Here is a 24,527-nt window from a genome sequence, read left to right on the forward strand (position 1 = left end):
TTCTAAAATTTTTAATTGTTTTTAATCCTGGGAAGCCGTTTCCAAAACATTCCCTGTCTGTAATATGTTGCCCAATACCTGATTTAACAAATCCTTATTGTATGCCAGGTTTTCTCCTTCCAGCATCAGATAGTGTTCTCCTTGTCCAATAACATAATTAACCTTCTCAAAGAGTTCTTCCCATTTGTCATAAGCAGCATCACTAAGTTTTACCAGATCGACTTCAGTCGGAACTTTGTTGTTATACGGTACGGTTCTTAAATACTTGAGATAGCTTTTTTGCTTTTCTTTAGCCCGTAGCAGCGCTTCCTGCATAAGCGCCTCGCTTTCCTTTTCGGGATCATGCAAACCAATCAGCACTTCATCTGTCAGCAGTTCCGGATCCAAAACCAAAGCATCAAACATTATTATTCTGGAAACCTTTCTGTTCAGCGTGTTGGTCAAATAAGCAGCAACATCATAAGACAGAGTTCCGCCGGCCGACCAACCAAATAAAATGATCGCTCCCTGTGGTTGTAATTCGTTAATTTTATTGGCATAATAGGCCGTTACCTCAGCTTCATTCTCTATAAAATTAAAGGCAAAAAACTTCCAGTCTTCATTAGCATGAAATAACTCTCTGTACACATTTCCATAACCCGATATAGCAGGAAATGCAAAAATTATATGATCAGCCTCAGGGTTACCGTATTCGTAATAAGCATTGTTTAAAGCTGTATCTACGTGGTATTTTACCAGTTCTCCAATGCTGCCGTGATGAAACAACAGGTCTAATGGGTAAGTGGTTAAAAACTCCCTGTTCATTCTTCCGATGGTGTTTATGGCCGAAATACTGTTCCCGCCCAAATCAAAGAAATTATCGGTAATACCAACTTGCTGAAGTCCGAGCACTTCCTGCCAGATTTCGGCCATTTTTTGTTCGGTCTGGTCTCTTGGTGCCACATATTCATTTCGGATACCGTCCTCTCCGGAGATTTCCGGCAACGCTTTTCGGTCTGTTTTTCCATTTGGAGTCAAAGGCAAACTGTCTAAGACTACATAAAAAGAAGGCAACATATATTCCGGCAGTTTGCTTCGCAAATACGCTTTGATTTCGGCTTTATCTGTCTCATCTTCTACTGCATAATAGGCCACGAGTACTTTTTCTCCATTGACTTCTTTTGGCTCTACAACCACTTGTTTCATTTGGTCGGAAAACTGTAAAAGACAGGTTTCTATTTCGCCTAATTCTATTCTGAATCCTCTTATTTTTACCTGATGGTCTTTTCTTCCCAAAAATTCAATTGTACCGTCCGGCAACCAACGTCCTAAATCACCTGTGTCGTACATTATTGTACCCGACTTAAATGGATTGTCAATAAATTTCTCGGCTGTTAGCTCAGGTTTATTCAAATAACCTCTTGCTACTCCGGCTCCGGCAACGTATATTTTTCCATACACTCCGGTAGTGACCACTTGTAGTTTTGAGTCCAAAATATAAACCTGGCTATTCGAAATTGCCTTACCGATAGGAACTGATACGTACTCTTTCTTTTTGATTTTAAAATAAGTACTGTAAGTGGTATCCTCAGACGGACCATACAAATTGTACACTTCAACCTGATCCAAAGGCAGTCTTCGGATCACATTATGAGAAATGGGTTCTCCTGCCATATTCAAAATGCCTACGGACTCAAATGAAACTCCGTCATCTAAAAGCTGATTTACAACCGATGGAACCGTATTGACCAAGGTATTTTTGTCTGTTTCAATATGATTTTTTAACTCCAGACCATTCTTCAACAGCTTTATTCTCTTACCCGTCGAAAGCGTGTAAAACAACTCAAAAACTGATAAGTCAAAACAATAAGAGGTTACGGCGTATACAGTATCGAATTTAGTAGTATCAAATTCTGCCTGTGACCAGTAAATAAGGGCTACGGCATTTCTATGCTCGATCATTACCCCCTTCGGATTACCTGTAGTACCGGAAGTGTAAATGATGTAAGCGAGATCATTTGCCGTGTTGGTTCTCTCAGGATTTGAGTCAGCGTATTCGTCCCGATTGTTATAAAATAATTCTAGTACCGTTTCGTCGATTACAATTTTGCTATTACTGTCCTGCTCGATATAGGCAATTCTTTCCTGAGGATAAGCCAGATCAATTGGCACATAAGCCGCACCCGATTTGAGGATTCCCAGCAGTGTAACAATCATTTTCTCGCTGCGGTTTAATTTAATCCCAATTAAATCGTCGGTTTCGATTTTATACTGTGCTCTTAGATAATGTCCTAATTGATTGGCTTGTTTATTAAGTTCGTTATACGTCAGTACTGTATCTTCAAAAGTAACTGCTATGGCATCCGGAGTTTTTATGACCTGCTCTTCAAACAAATCAATCATGGTTTTATCCTGCGGAAAAGCTGCCCAAGTATCATTAAAATCAACCAATACTTTTGTTTTCTCTCCGGTTGTTAAATAATCCAGCTCTTCTACCTCGCGCTCAGGATGGGCTGTAATTTCTGTAAACAGGTTTTCCAAATGCCCGAATATTGCTTCAATAAACAAAGCGTCATAAATATCGGTGTTGTATGTGATGATAAGCTGCAGTTGCTCCGTTTCAACAAAAGTAAAACTTACATCAACTTTTGCTGTTTTGCTTTCCAGATTAAAATCTTCTGCTTCCAGTCCTGTTAAGGTTGTGTTGTTGGCTACGTTTTTAAGCTGCGCCTGATTCTGCAACACTACCAATACATCAAACAGCGCCGAACGACTGAGGTCTCGCTTCAGGTTCAGGCTTCCGGCCAATTCATCAAAGCTAAAATCCTGATGCTGATAGGCATTTAGCAGCGTTTCTTTTTCTCTATTCAGAATCGTCAAAAAGTCATCTCCTTCCTCAAACCTGGTGCGAATCGCCAAGGTGTTCAGATAAAGTCCGATTTGGTTTTCCAGATCCGGATGGTCTCTTCCTGCTATCGGGGTTCCGACAATAATATCGTGCTCATTAGTATAGCGAAACAGTAACGTTTTTATACCGGCCATAAGAGTCATAAACAATGTGCTGTCCTGTTCCTTTGAAAATGTTTTCAGTTTTTCTGAAAGCGCTCTCGGGAATGCATACGATCGATCATCTCCGTTATACGTCTGTACCAAAGGTCTCTTTCTAAAACTTGGAAGCACTAATGCCGGTAATTTTCCGCTAAACTGATTCAGCCAGTAGGCTTTTGATTTTTCGTATTTAACTTGCTGCGTTGCTTCATTAATCCACACCGCATAATCTTTGTAATGGATATTTAGATGGGGCAAATCAACAGGACTTCCATTTACTATTGCATTGTATGTTTTTACAATTTCAGCAACCAAAAGTTCCATAGACCAGCCATCACCAATAATATGGTGTATGTTAAGGAAAAAAATATGTTCGTTTTCACTTAATCGAAGCAATGACGCGCTCATCAGCGGAGCCTGTTCAAAATTGAAAGCGATATTCTTCTGTTGGAGTAAATATTGGGAAACTGCTTTTTCCTGCTCCTCCATATTTGTAAAATCAACTACTGCGACTTCAAAATCCACCTCTTCCGAAGGGGTTATATACTGACGAATTTGTCCTTCGGCGTTGTTTTTGAAACTTGTTCTCAAAATCTCATGTCGCTGAATTACCCGTTTAAAAGTTTCCTTGAACTCTACTGTATTCAAATCTCCTTTTAATTTTATAGCAGCTGGCATATTGTAAGCCAGCGAACCTCCTTCAAGCTGGCTCAGAATCCAAAACCTGTTCTGAGATGCTGTTACAGGATAGTTTTCCATAACAGCTGCGGGCGGTATAGCGCTGTATTCTTTTTGATCTAGTTCCGCAAACAACAATTCTATTGTAGGACTCGAGAAAAAGCTCTTAAACGATACCGTTTTATGAAGTTCCTTACCCAATCTGTTGATGACCTGTGCCACAATTAAACTGTTTCCGCCCAGTTCAAAGAAATTGTCGGTAATCCCCACTTTTTCTATCCCAAGCACTTCTTGCCATATTTCGGCAATAGCTTGCTGGTTTGGGTTGGTTGGGGCTACATATTCTTTTCGAATGCGATCCTCTCCTGAAATTTCAGGTAGTGCTTTGCGGTCGGTTTTACCATTAGAAGTCAAAGGCATTTGCTCTAAAGCCACATAAAAAGCAGGTACCATGTGTTCCGGTAACTTATCTTGAAGATAGCTTCGTATTGCTGTTTTCTCGATCTCAGCGTCTGTGCTATAATAAGCTACTAACACTTTTTCTCCCTTCACTTCTCTCGCCTCGACCACAGCTTCTCTAATGACATCCGAAAATTGCAATAGACAGGTTTCGATCTCGCCCAATTCGATTCTAAATCCTCGTATTTTGACCTGATTGTCGTTTCTTCCTAAAAATTCAATGGTTCCATCCGGTAACCAACGCCCCAAATCTCCGGTATTGTACATTTTTGTGCCCGTACCAAACGGATTATCGATAAATTTTTCTGCTGTCAATTCCGGTTTATTCAAATAACCTCTTGCGACACCGTCGCCTGACACATACATCTTTCCTATAACACCAATGGCGGTAGCTTGCAATGCATCGTCTAAAATATAAACCTGTGAATTTGGAATCGGTTTCCCTATCGGAATGGTACTGTATGATTTTGTCGTAATGGCATAACTCGTAGAAAGTGTCGTATTCTCAGTCGGACCGTAACCATTTACTATTTTAATAGCCGGATAATGGTCGTACACTTTTTGCACGTGTACAGGCGAAACGACATCACCACCCACCATCATATTGGCTATGGTTTCAAAAAGTGAAATTTTACTTTCCACTACCTGATTAAACCAGGACGCTGTCATAAAAATACTATTGACCTGATGGGTCTGAATAGCTTCTGCCAGTCGGTCTAGATTTAACTGCACATCCTGTTGCACAATTATTAGTTTTGCCCCATTCAATAAGGTACCGAAATACTCTATCGTTGTGGCATCAAACGAGATAGATCCCGTACTGAGCAACACACTATCCGGATCTAAAGGAAGTGCAAAAGAAGGCTTAACCAGTCTGATTACATTTCGATGTCCTACCATAACTCCTTTTGGATTTCCGGTAGTTCCCGAAGTATACATGATATAGGCTAAATCATCCGGTTGGTTGATTCTTTCAAGGTTAGAGCACGAATAAGCTTGTTTTATTTTCTCAAATCCGGCTAATACCGCCTCATCAATAACCAGTTTACATGCACTGTCTTTTTCGATATAGTCGATTCTTTCTTGCGGATAATTGGAATCAATAGGCACATAAGCTGCTCCGGATTTTAAGATGGCCATAATGGCTATTATTATTTTTTCACTTCGATCCAGCCTGATTCCAACCAGATCATCAGCTATAATCTTGTATTCTTCTCTTAGATAATGACCTAATTGATTCGCCTTTTTGTTCAGTTCCTCATAAGTTAATCTTGTATCTTCAAAAACAACAGCAATAGCATCGGGTCTGTCTGCGACCTGCTCTTCAAACAAACTCACTATTGTTTTATCACCCGGATAATCCAACTGTGTATTATTAAAGTCTGTCACTATTTTTGTTTTCTCCGCTTTTGACAAATAATCTACTGTTGCTATCGCTCGCTTCGGATTTTTAATTACCTCCTTGTAAATATTTTCCAGATGCTTCAATAAGGCCTCAATAAACCAGCCATCGTAAATAGCGGTGTTATACGTGATGGTAAGCTGTAGTTGTTCTGCTTCAAAAAAGGTAAAAGTCAGATCAAACTTTGCTGTAGTACTTTCAAAATCGAACAATTCAACCTGTAATCCGGTCAAAGCAGTGGTATTGGTCAGATTGTTTAGTTGCGTCTGATTTTGCAGCACTACCACTACGTCAAACAAAGCCGAGCGGCTAAGGTCTCTCTTTAGGTTCAGATTACCCACCAATTCGTCAAAAGGATACTCCTGGTGCTCGTAAGCATTTAAAAGGGTTTCCTTTTCTCTGTTTAAAACTCGTGCAAAGTCATCACCCTGCTCAAATCCGGTTCTTATAGCCAGTGTGTTGAGATACAATCCGATTTGGTTCTCCAGATCCGGGTGCTCTCTTCCTGCAATAGGAGTTCCGACAATAATGTCTTCCTGACCGCTGTATTTATGCAACAACGTTTTCACACCGGCCATCAATACCATAAAGAGTGTAGCCTCATTTTCTTTAGCAAAAGCCTTTATGTCTTTACCAAATTCTTCTGAAAACTGATGTGACTTATGATCCCCGTTAAAAGTCTGTACCAATGGTCTTTTCTTAAAGACTGGAAGCTCTATGGCAGGCAATGTGCCCGAAAATTGATTCAGCCAATATTCCTTTGCCTTTAGGTAACCCTCCTTTTTCATTTTATCGTTATGCCAAACCGAATAATCCTTATATTGAATCTTTAACTCAGGTAAATCAACCGGCTGATTTTCAACAATAGCATTATAAATCCTAACTACTTCGGTAACGATCAATTCCGTCGACCATCCGTCACCGATAATATGGTGCATGCTAAAGAAAAAGACATGCTCATTGTCTTTGAGTTTAAGCAATGAAGCTCTTATTAATGGAGCCTGCTCTAAATTGAAAGTGATATTGTTTTGCTCCTCTAAATAGGACAATACAGCCCCATTTTGATCGCTGTAGTGACTGAAATCCATTTCGGTTACAGCAAAGTCAATTTGATCTGCCGGCGTTATGAATTGACGGACTTCATTCTCCCTCTCATTTCTAAAACTTGTTCTAAGTATTTCATGTCTTTGAATCAGCAAATTAATTGTTTCATTGAATTTGGCTTTATCCAAAGTTCCCATTAATTTTATAGCCGAAGGCATATTGTAAGCCAATGAACCATTATCGAACTGACTGAGTACCCAAAGTCTGTACTGCGAGCCTGTTAGAGGATAACTGTCCATCAATACGGCTTGTGGTATGGCTTCGTATTCCTCCTGACTTAACACTTCTGCTAATGTGGCTATCGTCGCATTAGAAAAAAAGTTTTTGAACGTGACATTTTTATGAAGTTGTTTGTTCAGTCGATTTATAATTTGTCCAATAATCAGACTGTGTCCACCCATTTCAAAGAAATTATCGGTAATTCCTATCTGGTCAATTCCAAGGACTTCCTGCCATATTCCGGCAATAATTTCTTCTGTTTGGTTTCTTGGTGCCACATATTCTTTTCGAATTCTGTCTTCGCCTGAAATACCTGGTAGTGCTTTTCGGTCTGTTTTGCCATTAGCCGTTAAAGGCATACTTTCTAAGGCTACATAAAAAGCCGGCACCATGTACTCCGGCAATTTTCCTTGCAGGTACGCTCTGATTTCACTTTTATCTATTTCGGCCTCGGCTACATAATAAGCAACGAGTACTTTTTCCCCATTAACTTCTTTGGGCTCTACAACGCCTTGTTGAATGGCATCCGAAAATTGCAATAGACTGCTTTCAATTTCGCCCAATTCAATCCTGAACCCTCTGATTTTTACCTGATGGTCATCTCTGCCTAAAAACTCGATGTTTCCGTCAGGCAACCAACGACCCAAATCTCCCGTATCGTACATTTTGGTACCGGCAGTAAACGGATTGTCGATAAATTTTTCGGAAGTAAGTTCGTCACGGTTCAAATACCCTCTGGTAATACCAGCTCCTGAAATGTATATTTTACCCCAAATCCCCAACGGACTCACCTGTAAAGTATTGCCGAGTATGTATACCTGAGTATTGCCAATTGGACGACCAATACTAAAGGGTGCATTTTGACGATACAGAAATTCGATAGAGGTAACTGTGGTTTCGGTAGGACCGTATTCGTTGTAAAAATCACAAATTGTTCCCCAAGATGCTGCCAGTTTTTCTGAGCAGGTATCTCCTCCCGACACTACCCGTTTTAAACTGAATTTATCGGAAGGTGTTACGGTACTCACTACCGATGGCACACAATGGAAGTGTGTAATTTTATTCTCTGCTATAAACCTTTCTAATTCGATGGCATCCAGCAGTGTTTTTTTAGGCAAAACATATAAGGCAGCTCCATTTAAAAGTGCCAAAAAGATTTGCTCTACCGAGGCATCAAAAGAAAGGTTGGAGGCCTGAAGAATTCTTTCGTTTGCCTCGATTTTAAATTCTTTGGTTTGCGACGATATTAAGTTCACCACATTGCTGTGTTCCACCATCACTCCTTTTGGATTTCCGGTAGTGCCCGAGGTGTAAATAATATAAGCCAGATCGGCGGACTCATTGATTATTTCAGGATTTGAATTGGAATAAGTATCCTGAACCGCATCAAATTGCTCCAGAACACGATCATCAATCACCAATTTGCAGCCTGAATCTTTTTCGATATAGGCTATTCTTTCTTGCGGGTAAGACGGATCTATAGGTACATAAGCTGCTCCTGATTTCAGAATGGCCAACAGCACTACAATCATACTCTCACTGCGCTCCAGTTTTATTCCGATCAGATCGTCCGGTGCAACGGCATAATTTTTTCGCAAATAATGCCCTAACGCATTAGATCGTTTGTTGAGTTCTTTGTATGTTAATTTTACATCTTCGAAAACCAGCGCCACAGCATCCGGTGTAACGCTGACCTGATACTCAAACAATTCCGTAATCGTTTTGTCCTCAGGGTAGGCCGTCATTGCAGGATTAAAATCCAGAGTCAGTTGTGTTTGCTCAAAAGCCGACACATACTCTAAATCTTTTGCCAACTGCAGCGGATTATCCATTATTCCGATCCAGATATTTTCTAAATGTGTAAAAAACCGCTCCACAAAAAACGAATCGTAAAGATCTGTATTGTAGGTAATGGTGAGTCCTACTTGTTGTGTTTCTACAAAAGTAAAAGTAAGGTCAAACTTTGCCGAATGGTTTTCAAAATTAAAAGGTTCCGCCTTTAGTCCCGTTAGCATGGTCTGATTGGCAAAACTATTTAGCTGTGCCTGATTCTGAAGTACTACCAGTACATCAAACAGTGCTGAACGGCTAAGGTTTCGTTTCAGGTTCAGGCTTCCGGCCAATTCATCAAAAGGATACTTTTGGTGCTGGTAGGCGTTTAGGAGTGCTTCTTTCTCTTTATTTAAGATTTCCAAAAGTGTATCGCTTCCGCCAAACTTGGTGCGAATCGCCAAGGTGTTCAAGTAAAGTCCGATTTGGTTTTCCAAATCCGGGTGCTCCCTTCCCGCTATCGGGGTTCCCACAATAAAATCGTCCTGACCGGTATATTGGTAAAACAATATTTTTATTCCGGCCATCAAAGTCATAAACAGGGTAAGATCGTGTTCTTTTGAAAACGATTTTAAGCGTTCTGAAAATGCATCCGAAAATTGGTAGGAAACATCTGCTCCATTATAGGTTTGTACCAAAGGTCTTGGTCTGAAACCGGGAAGCTCCAATACAGGGATCTCATCTTTAAACCGGTTTAACCAGTACTCTTTTGACTTTTGATATTCTTGTTCTTCTTTTTTCTGATTGCTCCAAACCGCATAATCCTTGTAGTGAATATTTAATTTTGGTAAATCGACCGTATTTCCCTCTACTATTGCATTGTATGTTTTTACAATTTCAGTAACCAAAAGTTCCATAGACCATCCGTCACCAATGATATGGTGCATTGAGAAGAAGAAAACATGTTCTTTTGGGCTTAATTTAATCAACGAAGCTCTTATAAGTGGAGCCTGTTCTAAATTGAAAGCCAAATTGTTCTGCTCTTGCACGTAATTTAAAACGGCTTCCTGCTGGTTGCTGTGATCGGTAAAATCAATTTCGTTTACAGCAAAGTCAACTTCATCTGCTGCTTTTATATATTGACGTACCTGACCTTCTGTATCGTTTTTAAAGCTCGTTCTCAGGATTTCATGCCTGCGGATTACTTGCGTAAAGGTGGCATTGAATTTAGCGATATCCAGATCTCCTGTCAATTTTACGGCTGAGGGCATATTGTAAGCCACAGAACCATTTTCTAACTGGCTCAGAATCCAAAGTCTGTATTGGGAGCCGGTTAACGGATAGTTTTCGCTAACGGTCGCCTCAGGTATTGCCAAATATTGATCTTGATTTAAAACCTTAGACAAACTTTCTATAGTGGTGTTCACAAAGAAATCCTTAAACGATACTGTTTTATTCAGTTCTTTACCAAATCGGTTGATTACCTGAGCCACAGTTAAACTGTTTCCACCCAGATCAAAGAAATTATCTGTAATCCCGATTTTCTCAAGTCCAAGAACTTCCTGCCAGATTTCGGCCATTTTTTGTTCGGTTTGGTCTCTTGGTGCCACATATTCATTTCGAATGCCATCCTCTCCGGAGATTTCCGGCAACGCTTTTCGATCCGTTTTTCCATTTGGAGTCAAAGGCAAACTGTCTAAGACTACGTAAAAAGAAGGCAACATATATTCCGGCAGTTTGCTTCGCAGATACGTTTTGATTTCGGCTTTGTCTGTCTCGCCTTCAACTGCATAATACGCCACGAGTACTTTTTCTCCATTGACTTCTTTTGGTTCTACAACCACTTGTTTCATTTGGTCGGAAAATTGTAAAAGACAGGTTTCTATTTCGCCCAATTCTATTCTGAAGCCTCTTATTTTTACCTGATGGTCTTTTCTTCCTAAAAATTCAATTGTACCATCCGGCAACCAACGTCCTAAATCGCCTGTATCGTACATGATCGTACCGGATTCGAACGGATTATCGACAAACTTCTCTTTTGTAAGCTCCGGTTTATTGAGATAACCTCTTGCTACTCCGGCTCCTGCAACGTATATTTTACCATATACTCCGGTAGTAACCACTTGTAGTTTGGAGTCCAAAATATAAACCTGACTATTCGAAATTGCTTTACCGATAGGAACCGATACATACTCTTTCTTTTTGATTTTAAAATAAGTACTGTAAGTAGTATCCTCAGACGGGCCATACAAATTGTATACTTCGACCTGATCCAAAGGCAGTCTTCGGATCACATTGTGCGAAATGGGTTCTCCTGCCATATTCAAAATGCCTACGGACTCAAATGAAACTCCGTCATCTAAAAGTTGATTTACAACCGATGGAACCGTATTGACCAAGGTGTTTTTATCAGTTTCAATATGATTTTTTAATTCCAGACCATTCTTCAACAGCTTTATTCTCTTACCCGTCGAAAGCGTGTAAAACAACTCAAAAACTGATAAATCAAAACAATAAGAGGTTACGGCGTATACAGTATCAAATTTAGTACTATCAAATTCTGCCTGTGACCAGTAAATAAGGGCTACGGCATTTCTATGCTCGATCATTACCCCCTTCGGATTACCTGTAGTACCGGAGGTGTAAATGATGTAAGCGAGATCATTTGCCGTGTTGGTTCTTTCGGGATTTGAGTCAGCCTGTTGGTCCCGATTGTTATAAAATAATTCGAGTACCGTTTCGTCGATTACAATTTTGCTATTACTGTCCTGCTCGATGTAGGCAATTCTTTCCTCAGGATAAGCCAGATCAATTGGCACATAAGCCGCACCTGATTTAAGGATTCCCAGCAGTGTAACAATCATTTTCTCGCTACGGTTTAATTTAATTCCAATTAAATCGTCGGTTGCAATGTTATAATGCGCTCTAAGGTAATGTCCTAATTGATTGGCTTGTTTATTAAGTTCGTTATACGTCAATACCTTCTCTTCGAAAACCACAGCCACGGCATCCGGTGTTTTTATGACCTGCTCTTCAAACAAATCAATCATAGTTTTATCCTGCGGAAAAGCTGCCCAAGTATCATTAAAATCAGCTAATACCTTTGTTTTCTCTGCCACTGTTAAATAATCCAGCTCCTCTATCGCTATTTCAGGATGAGCTGTAATTTCTGTAAACAGGTTTTCCAAATGCCCGAATATTGCCTCGATAAACAACGCGTCATAAATATCGGTGTTGTACGTGATGGTAAGCTGCAGTTGCTCCGTTTCAACAAAAGTAAAACTCACATCAACTTTTGCGGTCTTGCTTTCAAGAATAAACTCTTCTGCTTCCAGTCCTGTCAAGGCTGTATTGTTTGCTAAATTTTTAAGCTGTGTCTGATTCTGGAGCACGACCAATACATCAAACAAAGCCGAACGGCTAAGGTCTCGCTTCAGGTTCAGGCTTCCGGCCAGTTCATCAAAGCTGTAATCCTGATGCTGGTAGGCGTTTAACAAGGTTTCTTTTTCTTTGTTCAGGATCGTCAAAAAGTCATCTCCTTCCTCAAACCTGGTGCGAATCGCCAAGGTATTCAGATAAAGTCCGATTTGGTTTTCCAAATCCGGGTGGTCTCTTCCCGCTATCGGGGTTCCCACAATAATATCGTCCTCATTGGTGTAACGGTACAACAGCGTTTTTATACCCGCCATAAGGGTCATAAACAAGGTGCTGTCCTGAGCTCTAGAAAAAGTTTTCAGTTTCTCTAAAAGCTCTTGCGGGAATGCATACGATCGATCGTCCCCATTATACGTCTGTACCAAAGGTCTTTTTCTAAAACTTGGAAGTACTAATGCCGGTAATTTTCCGCTAAACTGGTTCAGCCAATAGGCTTTTGATTTTTCATACTTTTCTTCTGCTTTCTTTTGGGTCGTCCAAACAGCATAATCTTTGTATTGGATATTTAATTCCGGTAAAGCAACAGCCTGATTTTCGTTAATCGCATTGTATATTTTAACGACCTCGGTAACGACCAATTGCATCGACCAACCGTCACCAATGATATGGTGCAGGGAGAAGAAGAAAATGTGTTCTTTTTCACTTAATTTTATCAACGAAGCTCTTATTAGCGGAGCCTGTTCTAAATCAAACTCTAAACTGTTCTGCTCTTGCAGGTAGTCTATAACCGCTTGCTGCTGATTGTTACGGTTGCTAAAATCTTCTTCGGTTACAGCAAAGTCAATTTGATCTTTTGGTGTGATATACTGCTGAATCTGTCCTTCTGAATTGTTTCGGAAACTCGTTCTTAAAATTTCGTGTCTTTGAATTAGTTGCTTAAAGGTTTCGTTGAATTTAGCTTTGTCAAGATCTCCTGTCAATTTTACCGCTGCGGGCATATTGTAGGCTACTGAACCATTCTCTAACTGGCTCAAAATCCAAAGTCTGTATTGCGAGTCGCTTAACGGATAACTTTCTTTATTAACAGTTTGAGGTATAGCTACATAATCATCCTGATTTAAAACTTTACATAAGGCTTCTATAGTTGCCGTAGCAAAGAAATTTTTGAACGATACAGTTTGGTTTAATTGTTTGTTTATTCTGCTTATTATCTGTCCTACAATCAAACTATGTCCACCCAATTCAAAGAAATTATCGGTAATTCCTACCTGCTCAATTCCAAGGACTTCCTGCCATATTCCGGCAATTATTTCTTCTGTTTGGTTTCTTGGCGCCACATATTCTTTTCTAATTCTGTCTTCGCCTGAAATACCTGGTAAGGCTTTTCGGTCTGTTTTGCCATTAGCCGTTAAGGGTATGCTTTCTAAGGCTATATAAAAAGCCGGAACCATGTATTCCGGTAATTTTCCTTGAAGGTAGGCTCTGATTTCACTTTTATCTATTTCGGTCTCGGCTACATAATAGGCAACGAGTATTTTTTCTCCATTAACCTCTTTGGGTTCCACAACTCCTTGTTTGATTGCTTCTGAAAATTGCAATAGACTGCTTTCGATTTCACCCAACTCAATCCTGAACCCTCTTATTTTTACCTGATGGTCGTCTCTGCCCAAAAATTCGATGGTACCATCGGCGAGCCAACGCCCCAAATCTCCCGTATCGTACATTTTGATACCGGAAATAAACGGATTGTCAATAAATTTTTCGGCGGTAAGTTCGTCACGATTCAAATACCCTCTGGTAATACCTGCTCCCGAAATGTATATTTTGCCCCAAATACCTAATGGATTTACCAATAAAGCATTGCTCAGTATGTACACCTGAGTATTACCAATCGGGCGACCAATACTAAAAGGTGCATTTTCACGATACAGAAATTCGATAGAGGTAACCGTGGTTTCAGTAGGACCATATTCGTTGTAAAAATCACAAATTGTTCCCCAAGATGCGGCGAGCTTTTCTGAGCAGGTATCTCCTCCCGACACTACTCGTTTTAAACTGAATTTTTCCGAAGGTGTTACAGTGCTCACTACCGATGGCACGCAATGGAAATGTGTAATTTTATTTTCGACTAAAAACCTTTCTAATTCGATGGGATCCAACAACATTCTTTTTGGTAAAACATACAGGGCGGCTCCGTTTAAAAGTGCCAAAAAGATTTGCTCTACCGAAGCATCAAACGAAAGGTTGGAAGCCTGAAGAATTCTTTCGTTTGCTTCAACTTTAAATTCTTTGGTCTGCGATGTTATTAAGTTCACCACATTGTTGTGCGCCACCATAACTCCTTTTGGATTTCCGGTAGTTCCCGAGGTATAAATAATATAAGCCAGATCGGCCGATTGATTGATTTTTTCAGGATTTGAATTGAAATATTCCCCTTGAACCGTATCAAATTGTTCCAAAACGCCCTCATCAATCACAATTTTACAGCCTGAATCTTTTTCGATATAGGCTATTCTTTCTTGCGGGTAAGACGGATCTATAGGCACATAAGCTGCTCCTGATTTCAGAATAGCCAACAGTACTACAATCATTTTCTCGCTGCGCTCCAATTTTATTCCGATCAAATCGTCTGGTGCAACGGCATAATTTTTTCGCAAATAATGAGCTAACGCATTCGATTGCTCGTTAAGTTCTTTGTACGTTAAGCTGACTTCTTCAAAAACAAGTGCAATAGTATCCGGTGTTGCACTGGCCTGATTCTCGAACAATTCTACAATGGTTTTATCCTCCGGATAGACTGTCTTTGCAGGGTTGAAATCTACGGTCAATTGCTTTATTTCGCTTGGCGCTAAATAGTGAAGCTCTGCTAACGGAGTTTGAGATGCTGTGAGAACATTTTCTAGTATAGTACCAAAATGTGCTGCCATATTCTCTGCAAACCTGAAGCTATAACGGTTGCTATTGAAAACCAAATTGAGGTTTAATTCGTCATTAAACTCGTTAAAGGTAAACTCAAGATCAAACTTGCTAAGTACTTTTTCTTCAAGTGTATAATCCTGAATATCTAAACCTCCAATACGATGTGATTTTTTTTCAAAATTATCTATATTTTCGAGTGTTAAGAGGGTATCGAATAATGGATTTCTATTGGCTTCTCTTTTAATGTTCAGGTTCTCCACCAACTCGTCAAACGGATATATCTGGTGCTCAAAGGCTCCTAAAGTTACTGCTCTGACCTTAGACAAGAGGTCGATAAAACTGTCTTTTTCCTCAAATTGTGTTCGCAGAGCCAGCGTGTTGACATAAAATCCGATCTGATTCTGTAAATCGGCATGTACTCGTCCCGCAATAGGACTTCCGATTACAATATCGCTTTGATTGGTGTATTTGTAAAACAACACATTCAAGACACTTACTAAGCCCATAAACAAGGTACTTTCCTGCGATTTGCAAAGGGCTGAGAATTTCTTTAAAACCTCAGTATCAATCCTCTTGTTTATTGAATTAACCTCAACAGTTTCATTTTCAAATTTTGTTGTATTAACAGGTAAATCTAAACAGGAAGTGTATCCTTCAAAGTGGTTCAGCCAGTAGCTTTTATGTTCTGAATTTTGCTCTTCTCTAATCTGATTTTGTTGCCAAAGGGCATAGTCTTTATATTGAATCGGCAGTGGTTGTAGCGGATTTGCTCCTCCATTTAAAAAGGTATTGTAAAAAACAAACAGTTCATTGACCATTAGCTCCATAGACCAGCCATCGCTCACGATGTGGTGAATCACCAAAACAAATACATAACTGTCAGCTGCAGTTTTTATTAAGGTTACACGAACTAAACAATCCTTTGCTAAATCAAACGGACGTTTGGTCTCTTTCTCCACAATAGTACGGAGCTTTTTATCGGAATAATTGGCACTCAAATCCAACTGCTGAATCTGAAAACCGAGGTATTTTATGCCCACTATTCGCTGTCTGATTTCGGCATCCGGTGTTTCGACAAAAACAGTTCTCAAAGATTCATGACGTTCCAGCGATGCTATAAAGGCATTCTGAAGTGCTTCTGTGTTTAAACTGCCTTTAAATTCGAGTACTCTGAAAATATTATACGCTGCGTTCTGGCTTTCTTGCTGACACAAAAGCCACAGCCTTCTTTGTGCCGAAGATATGGTATAGGTTTCCTGCTGCTCTAAAACGGGGATGCTTATATGACTGCTGCTTACGTTTTGTGAACGTTTAATAAAATCAATTATATTTTGTTTGTTTAATTTTATTTCTTCCAGCAATTCAGAAGTCATTACTCCTTTGGGAGCATTTATATCAAGCTTCTCACCATACAAAGAGAGCTTTATATTTAGGGAATTTAATTTTTTGAGTAATGTTTGCATGTTTTTTATTTAATTAATAGGGCAGTTCGTAAGGAGTACTGGTTTGTTTTTTCACTGACACAGCATAAAAAGGGCTGCTGCCCATAACTTTAATTTCCTGCTCTGGCTCTTTCATCCATATTACCGGTGTCTCTTTTTCTCACATTTACCTTTTTGTTTCCAAATTTGTAATTCACAGAAAGTTGTACCAGTCTGGTATCTGTATAATAGTTCGCATCTCTGTATACCCCGTTTACGGTTGAATTAAACTTCATTTGATCGGTTTTGAAGATGTTGTTGCCTCTCAGCGTAATTCTTAAGTCTTTGTTGAGTAACAGATATTGAAGCGAAACCGAAGTTGAACTTGATAAATCTAAACGGTTTATCCCCCAGGTTCCTACAGGCATACACTCGAAATACAAATTAAACAACAAGGTTTTCTCTTTGTTTAAAATAAAATCATTATTCGTAGAAAAGTTAATGTAATAGCCGTCTACTCCTTTGGCCGGTATGTTAATCGTTTCAGAAGTAGAGTAACTCAAATCAAAGGTGGTGTAACTGCTCCACCAGTTCAACTTATCGAAAATGTAAAGCTCCGATATTCCATATCTTCTGATGTTAACCATATTTCTATTGGTCAAACGCACATTATACGTACCGGAATCGGGAAAACCGATCTGATTGTAGGCGTTGTCTTCTATATTGAAATAAAATTTCGTTTCGAGTTTTTTGTAGGCATAATTCAACTCAAAATTATCAACTGTATAAGGTCTCAAAAAAGGATTTCCTTCAATCGTCAGGAATGGATTAATGTAAGTTACGTTGGGATTTAGTTCGGCAAAGTTTGGTCTCACAATCCTTCTGTTGTAATTGAATCCCCAGGTCGAATTTTCTCCTGCCTTATAGGAAATATTAACGGTAGGAAAAAGTTTTCCGTAATTATTTGTCACAGATTGAGCTAAATTGGCATTAAATGACTTGGTTTGTGTGGCTTCGTATCGTAAACCGAACTGCACTTCGAGATTGTTTTTAAATTTTTTATTTCCGGAAAAATAAACGGCCTGTATGTTTTCGTCGTACTCGGATTCGTTCGTGGTTCGTGGCATATCTTGTACCGGTGCAGCAACCAATCCGCTATTGAAGGCAGAAAGATCATTGGCTGTTTTTACAATAGTCACTTTTCCTCCAAAGCTCCAGTTTACTGCTTTTGTAGGCAGCTCAAAGTCAACCTTACCTGAAAAATTGGTGGTTTTCTGATCGTTAGAGTTAATCCCTCTGAAATATTGTCTCGAATACGGATTGTACTCGGTTATGGTTCCGTCATAAGGACGGGTATCTGTATTACCGAATTTAAAATAATCCAGATTGACAATCATTTTTTTCCCAATTGTATCCAATCTAAATTCGTTAAATATGTTTAGCGAATGAAAGGTTGCTTTCTGATCGACATCTGTATCTGATAATACATTTTTTAAAACCGCATTTGAATCATAGTCGTTAACAACAGTATTTCCAGTCCTTAAGCCTTCTACCTGATTAAAATTGGTAATGTACTGAACTCCTGTGATCCATTTTGGACTAGCCGCATACTCGATATTCAGCACTCCGTTGGCTCTTTTGTAATCTCTTGCATAAATTTGATCCGAGTTCCATAATTCGTCCGGAAAATGTATTAAATCAGTATAGTTAAAAGTTTCTCCTCCTTTTCTGTAATTTACCGAAGCTGTTAAACTCAGCTTGTCTCTATTGTACATGAAATTACTCGTAACAGCGCCTTCATCATCACTTTGACGGCGCAGGTAACTAGTTCCTAATGAAAGACTCGTTAAATCTTTTTTAGCTTTTTTTAGTTTAATATTGATTAAACCACTATTTCCTGCGGCATCATATTTAGCCGGTGGAGTCGTTATTACCTCAATACTTTTAATATTGTCAGCCGGAATTGATTTTAATAAATTGGCTAATTCCTCACCTCCTAATTCAAGCAATTTATCGTCGAGCAAAACTCTTACAGAGCTTCTGCCGACCATCATAATATTGTCGTTTCGGACTTGCATTCCCGGTGTAATTTTTATGGCATCCAATGCATCTCCCCCTACGGTACTGATGGTGTTTTCGACATTAAAAACGAGTCGGTCAATTTTTCTTTCCACCACTTTTTTAGCTTTAGAAATGACAACGGTTTCTAGTACATTTGTCACATTTACTTTGATCGTTCCCGCATCAAAATCCGAATTTGCATCTATATTCAAAGTATGTAAAAGTTCCTGATGCTGACGAATTTCCAGTCTGTAGGTCCCTTTCTCACATTCGATAAGAAACTCCCCTTTTTCATTGGTCAACTGATTGATCACGGGAACAGATTTGTCTGAAAAAAGGGTAACCTCAGCAAATTCCAGAGGGCTGCTTTCTACTGTAACTACCTTTCCGGAAACTTTGACCTGGGCGCTTAATGCACTGCTCAACATAAATAAAACAAATAATAAACGATTCATTCTTAATTTTTTAAAATATTAATATTTAGATAAAAAAGTTACAAAGTGAAATTTTCACTTTCTTCAACAGAGACATCCCCTTTCTCGCAGGTACTATAGGCTATAGTGTTTTCCAGCAACAATGCCAAGTTCTCCAGGGTGGTATAGTCAAACAAATCGACTATGGATAATTTTATATCAAATTGCCTGTGAATAATACTGATGAGTTTCGTTGCATTTAAACTATGCCCTCCTAATTCAAAAAAATCATCTGCCATACCGATAGTATCAATTCCGAGGACTTCCTGCCAGATCGCAACTAACTTCTCTTCGGTTTCATTTCTTGGCGCGATGTATTCTTTTTTTACGATATCTTCCTCAGAAATCTCCGGTAGTGCCTTTCTGTTGACTTTTCCATTAGGCGTTAAAGGCAATACGTCCAGAATGCGATAAAACCCGGGAATCATAAAATCCGGCAGCTTGTCTAATAAAAAAGCCCTTAAAGCCGATTTATCTACCTCAGCTTCAGCTACCAGATAAGCAACCAATACTTTTTCGCCTTTATTGGTTCTCACCTCAGCCACTACTTGTTTTAAAATGGGTGAAAACTGCAAAATGGTATTTTCAATTTCGCCCAACTCTATACGGTGGCCTCTTATTTTTACCTGATTGTCTTTTCTGCCCAGATATTCGATAGTGCCATCGGGCAACCATCTTCCTAAATCTCCGGTTTTATATATTCTTTTTTGGGCATCAAACGGATCTGTTACAAACTTTTCCGCCGTTAAATCATCCCTTTTAAAATAACCACGTGCTAATCCGTCACCTCCAATTACTATTTCGCCAATCACGCCTTGAGGCACTAAATTCTGATAGCCATCCAGTATTTTGATTTCGGTATTCGAAAAGGGTTTGCCAATTGGTGTAACTCCATTCAGCTCCGTTTTATAATCATCATAATACGTTGAATCAATAGTAGCTTCGGTAACACCATAACTATTGATGATTTTCATCGTGTTTCCGTATCGGTCCTTTAAGTCGTTGTAGTCTTTATTGTTAAAACTGTCTGAACCAAAAATCAACAGTTTTAAGAAGCTGCAATCTTTCTCCTCACTTTTTATAAACTCCATTAACGGTAATAACAAAGCGGGAGTTCCCTCTAAAATGGATACTTTTTGTGCTTCCATTACTTCAAAAAGCTGTTCGGGATTTAGTTTGATATCGTTGGAACATACTATCATTTTACCACCCGTTAACAAAGACCTGCAAACGTCTCCCACGAATACGTCAAATGAAATACTGGCCAATTGCAGCAGATTGACTTCAAAGCGATCTAATTCGTAATGTTTTCTCCAATTTTCCGCAATGCTAACCACACTAAAATGCTCAACCATTACCCCTTTTGGGTTTCCGGTGGTACCTGAAGTATAGATCACATAAGCTAAATCATGCGGCTGGTTGATTTTCTCAGGATTAGTATTCGCATATTCATTCTTATCTCTTAAAAATAATGCTAAACTGTTTTCGTCAATTACAGCTTTAGCATCACTGTCCTTCTCTATATATTCGATTCTTTCTTGTGGATAATTCGGATCAATCGGCACATAAGCCGCTCCCGATTTTAGAATACCTAAGACAGCAACCACCATTTTCTCGCTTCGATCCAGTCTGATTCCGATTAAATCTTCGGGTTTTATCGTGTATTTTTCCCTTAGATAATGACCTAATTGGTTGGCCAGTGTATTAAGTTCACGATAGGTTAATTCATTGTCTTCAAATACAACAGCAATGTTATCCGGTGTTTTTTCGACTTGCACTTCAAACAGGTCTATCATCGTTTTATCTGCCGGATAATCCCTTTTCAGTTCGTTAAATTCATTTACGATCTGATTGTGTTGTTTATCGTTTAACATGGAATGTTGAGAAATCTTTTCCTCCGGCAATGCTATAAACTGTTCCAGCGAATAGAAATAAGAATCCAATAACGAATCCATAAATGCAGAACCAAATACAGCTGTTTTGTATTCCAGCTCCAGCTCTATAAAATCCGGGGCCTCGTAGAAATTAAATGTCATGTTAAATCTCGAAAGCTGCTCTGCCAGATTGGTGTCCATAACAATATCAAACGGCAAGTCGCCTCTGCTAAGCAGTCCCGCTCTGTTGTCCTGATTCTGCAGCACGACAAGCACATCAAAGAAGGCTTGTTTGTTAACCACTTTCAAATCATTCAATATTCTGTCGTAAGGATAGATCTGATATTCTAGAGCTTTATTTATGCTTGCTTTTTCTTCAGACAAACAGGCTGTAAAACTTTTATCATGGTCTACTTCGACGTAGATAGGCAAGGTATTGATAAACATCCCGATAGTCGATTCAAACTCTTTTTTAACGCGTCCGGAGATTGGTGTTCCGATCACAAAATTCTCCTGAGACACCCGATACAGAAAGGCTCGTACTGAGGCCATTAAGACCACAAACAATGTGGTTCGGTTCTTACCTGCCAAATCATTCAGCTTATTTCGCAGCTGTTCGTTTATCACATATTTTATTTTTGCCCCTTTATCTGTTTCCGGGTTTGGATTGCCTAATTGCAGGTTGGAGTTAATGTCTTTTAATTTATCTTGCCAATACAATTGGCAGGACTCCATTTTTTCAGGAGCTAAACTTTCCTTTAGCCAGGCCAGATACTCTAAATAATCACTTTTGTTGTATTCGGGAGTATAGTTTTTGTTTAGAATTTGCTGGTAAATGGTCACAAAGTCTTTGACAAAAATTCCTACGGACCAGCCGTCAAAAATAATGTGGTGAAAAACAAAAATAAGTTTATACTTGTCCTGATCCGACTGTAGTAAGGTTGCCTTAAACAATGGTCCTTTTTCTAAGTCAAACCTGAATTTTTTTGCCTCTTCTTTTTTTATTTCTACAGCTGAAACTTCCGTTTCGGATTCAAGAACAAAAAATTCATCAATGTTAATGGCATTAGTATCTCCGGCTATTTGCTGTATAGTACCGTCTCCATCCAGAAAGAAAAAGGAGCGCAGAGAGGCGTGTTTTTTTATTAATTCGACCAATGTCTCCTTAAAAACAGTGGTGTCTACCGGTCCGTTTACACTATAGGTTAAATCAATATTGTAAAAAGATCCGTCAAACTGTGATTCGACCCACATTCGCTTTTGCGAATTGGAGGCTTCAAATCTGTCTATTGTCACCACATGCTCCTCTTTAGGGGTCACGGCAGTATTTTCTTTTTTAAGGATTTCCTTCTTTACCAGTGCGATAATGTCATTTATTTCATAACACTCAAACAAATCATCAAAAATGATTTTTATAGCAAAAAGTTCGTTTATTCTGTTGATGAATTGAATTCCTACTATTGAATTCCCTCCCAATTCAAAAAAATCATCAGTACCTTTAATCTCAAAATTCTGTAAAACTTCTTTCAGAATATCCATAACCACTTCTTCCTCGTTCCTGTTTTCAGAGAGGGATTTTACTTCCGGATTGGCTGCTTTGTTTTCAGTACTTTGAAAGACCAAAGGGTTTTCTATCTCATTCCAGCAGGATATCTTCTCAAAAGGATAGGTTGGCGCAGCCACTTTACTGAACGATTCATTCTGATAAAATTTATTCCAGTCAAATGACAGCCCGTTGTTGTATAGGGTACTCCACAACGCACTCCAGTTTTTGTCTGACAGGAGTTGTACCACATCAGTAGCCGGAATTTGCTCTTCTTCTAATATAGCAAGGATATTTTGTACCAAAGTTCCCTTCCCTGCCAACAGTAATAAGATGTTGTTTTCGTTGCAGTTTTTAGCCAATACTTTTAGTCTTTCAAAATCCAGCTGTGCCTTCTCCTCAAAGTCTAAATCTACCGGAATACTGCTCTTTCCTTCAATAAGAGCCTTAGAAACTTTTGCTGCATTTCCGTTACAGATCAATTGATCTATCACAAAGCCTTTTTCTGAAAGATAGCGGAACAACGCCGTCTGAAATGCTAATGTCTGAGCAACGGCAGCTTTAATGGTGCCGGATTCCATTTCTTTTTCCTTAGCCCGGAAAATATCGTTAAATGCAACGCAACCTAAGGCGTTTTCAATATTCCCAAGATCATCTGAAAGATACAACAGCGCAATTTTACTGTATTTCGTTGTATTTAAATTATCACATTTCTCCCTTTGAACTGAAAGCGATTCTTTTAACTGCTCTATGTTGTCACCGCTTACTGCCAATCGGTATTTATAGTCTGCTCTACCGTTATTTAACGTATAGGCCAGATCCTCAATATTGGTCGTTTCAGAAACAAAATAGTGTATATTGTCAATATACTGCTTTAATGCCTTTTTACTTTTTGCCGCTATTTTAAACCAATTGTCTTTATTATTGTTTTTTAGATTCTGCTTTTCTTTGGGCACATACTCTTCGAGAATTACGTGCGCATTTGTTCCGCTTAATCCAAACGAACTCACACCTGCTCTTCTGCTGATCGCACTAATCCAGGGGTTCCCTTCTTTCTGAAGTACTACATGCTGCTCTTGCTCAATAAATCTGTTCGCATTTGTAAAATTGGCCAGCGGAAAAAATTCTTTTTCTTTGAGTACGGCAACTGCTTTTAACAGACCAAATAATCCTGCCATATTATCCAGGTGTCCGATATTGGGTTTTAAACTTCCCAATCGCACCGCATAAGGTTCGGTCTGTGATGAAAAAGCATCTTTTATTCCCTTATATTCAATAGGGTCTCCCAGTTTTGTTCCGGTTCCGTGCGTTTCGATGTACCCGACTGATGCTACGGGAATACCCGCATTTTTACAGGCAGTCAGGATTACTTCTTTTTGCGCCACAGGACTGGGTGCTGTTACACTGCTGGATCGGTTCCCGTCGTTATTAATGGCCGAGCCTTTTAGTACCCCGACAATATTGTCCTGATCTCGTATGGCCTGCTCTAATGGTTTTAAGATAATAGCAGCGACCCCTTCACCTCCCGAGGTCCCGGAAGCAAGATCATCGAAGGCTCTGCAAATTCCATCAGCCGCCATGATCGGGTCATTCGCAAGACTATTGGCTTCACTGAACATAAACCTGATATGAGAACCGGCAACAATAGCCTTTTCTATTTCTCCCCGCTTTAAATACTGAAGCGCCTCATGTACCGCCACCAACGAAGAGGAACAGGCTGTATCGATATTCATTACCGGCCCTCTGATATTTAAAATATTGGCTACCCTTCCTCCTCCAATTGAAGGTATTCCTCCCACAAAATCCAATCCTTTATTTTCAGATTGGTAAAGTACATTATAAACCGTCGCAGGAAATGAAGTAAACAAACCGGTCGATCTGAAAGTCTGCTCTTCGAGATTATATCCACTGTTTTCTACTGCTTCACAGATGACTTCCAGAATCATCCTGTGGTTAGGGTCAATTGTATTGGCCTCTGCTTTTGATAAATTAAAAAAATCGTGATCAAACAGATCTACCCGGTCCAAAAATCCATAAGGATGATAGGATTCTTTTCTTAAAAGCTTTGAATTTACAATTCGCTCTTCTGTGGGTTGAATTGTCTTCACACCACAATTTCTCAAAAGCTCAATATATTGTTCTAATGTACTGATATTGGCACATTTTAAACTTAATCCGATTATTGCGATATCCATATGCCTG

The 24,527-nt window shown here is 39.3% G+C and carries 3 protein-coding genes; all 3 read right to left on the bottom strand.

Annotated features, from left to right (window positions below):
• Positions 1-21: 21 nt before the first annotated feature.
• The 3 genes from G3A47_RS18180 to G3A47_RS18190 all read right to left on the bottom strand — a co-directional run bounded on the left by G3A47_RS18180 (position 22) and on the right by G3A47_RS18190 (position 24,520).
• Positions 22-16,416, bottom strand: coding sequence for a non-ribosomal peptide synthetase (locus G3A47_RS18180; RefSeq protein WP_166924917.1), 16,395 nt, complete (start codon positions 16,414-16,416; stop codon positions 22-24).
• 89 nt (positions 16,417-16,505) lie between these two features.
• Positions 16,506-18,890: an outer membrane beta-barrel family protein gene (locus tag G3A47_RS18185; RefSeq protein WP_166924919.1), complete on the bottom strand. Its 2,385-nt coding sequence runs from the start codon at positions 18,888-18,890 to the stop codon at positions 16,506-16,508.
• A gap of 38 nt (positions 18,891-18,928) precedes the next feature.
• The gene (locus G3A47_RS18190; protein ID WP_166924921.1) at positions 18,929-24,520 is read right to left on the bottom strand and encodes a non-ribosomal peptide synthetase; all 5,592 of its coding nucleotides are present in this window, start codon (positions 24,518-24,520) and stop codon (positions 18,929-18,931) included.
• Positions 24,521-24,527 lie beyond the last annotated feature (7 nt).

The sequence above is a fragment of the Flavobacterium poyangense genome (assembly GCF_011751075.1).
In the GTDB taxonomy this organism is placed as follows: domain Bacteria; phylum Bacteroidota; class Bacteroidia; order Flavobacteriales; family Flavobacteriaceae; genus Flavobacterium; species Flavobacterium poyangense.